Source organism: Flagellimonas pacifica, assembly GCF_900215465.1.
GTDB classification, from domain to species: domain Bacteria; phylum Bacteroidota; class Bacteroidia; order Flavobacteriales; family Flavobacteriaceae; genus Flagellimonas; species Flagellimonas pacifica.
In genome coordinates, this window is sequence record NZ_OBEH01000017.1 from 1 (window position 1) to 1,151 (window position 1,151).

At 45.3% G+C, this 1,151-nt stretch carries 1 protein-coding gene; it reads right to left on the reverse strand.

What is annotated here, in order from left to right; all coding sequences use genetic code 11:
• Nucleotides 1-47: 47 nt before the first annotated feature.
• On the reverse strand, nt 48-1,151 hold a 1,104-nt coding region (locus CRO15_RS19590; RefSeq protein ID WP_116458940.1), incomplete at its 5' end, for a GNAT family N-acetyltransferase.

Sequence of the window (1,151 nt, forward strand, 5' to 3'; positions counted from 1 at the left end):
CCTTCAAATTCCGATAGCAGCTTTTGATATTGCATGACGACATTTCATTAATGCTGTCCTTCCATGACCCCCAACAGTTCCAAAACAAAATTGTCCCGGGTCTGTAGATAGGCATATTTTTCATGTATGGAAGCACCCAACTTTCTTTTCTCAAAGGCAGCCGTCATCCCAAAATCAATTTTGGGAATACCAAGCTCAATAACCCGTTCAATGGTCCGGTACAGCAATTGTCGATAGGTTGCATATTCCTCCAAAAATCCATATGCCATCCCTACAAAGGCGGGCACATAGACCTGACCGTTATTGTTATAACAGAACATAACGCCCAAAACCCTATCCGGTTTCTCATTGGATGTCAGGACAATAAACTCCCAAAGTGGGTTTTCGTTCATTTGTTGAAAAAGGGCATCCGGAAAAGAAAAAGTATTGAGGCCCAAGTTTCTGGACTGCACTTCCCCAAACAGTCTCTTAAACTGCATCAATTGTGCTGAAGGAACCTTTGAAATGGTCTTGGACCGACTATTTTCAAGAAAAGGTCGGATATCCTTTCGAAAATGCCTTCTGTTCCTTGAGGAGAGTTTTGCCAAATACAACTCCATGGATTGGAATCCACTGAGATCGACCGTACAGGAATTGGGCATTTGCACCCTCAGAAAACCATGCCCGTAAAGGGCACTGTTCCATAGGGTTTCCTTGGGAAAATCACGGAGCAAGGTCATCTTGGCCCCTAAACTTTGTTCCTGCTTTTCCACCAACTCCAAAAAAACGTCCAAGGCCTGCCCTGCCAGACCATGGGAAGCATCCCAATACAGATGGTCCCCTTCCGTGAAGAGACAGCCCATGGAAAGTACCATGGAAGAGAGGTGATAGGAATCGGTCTTCCGTTCCTCCTCAATGGCCTTAGAAACTTGGGCATCGGCCAACATATCATCTTTCCAAAGTGAAAGGGTCAGGAAGGTCATCAAAACAGGGGTTCCGGAACCATCCTTGATGAGGACATAACGAAATAGCCAGTTGTGTTCTTTTCTTTCATTGCCTTGAAATACCCTTTCCAGGAATTTCAGCCCTTCCCAATCATAAACGCCCTGCCCGCCCAAATAACGGTTCCATGTTCCCTTGTCCACCTGATCGATGGATTCCTTTATTTCAAC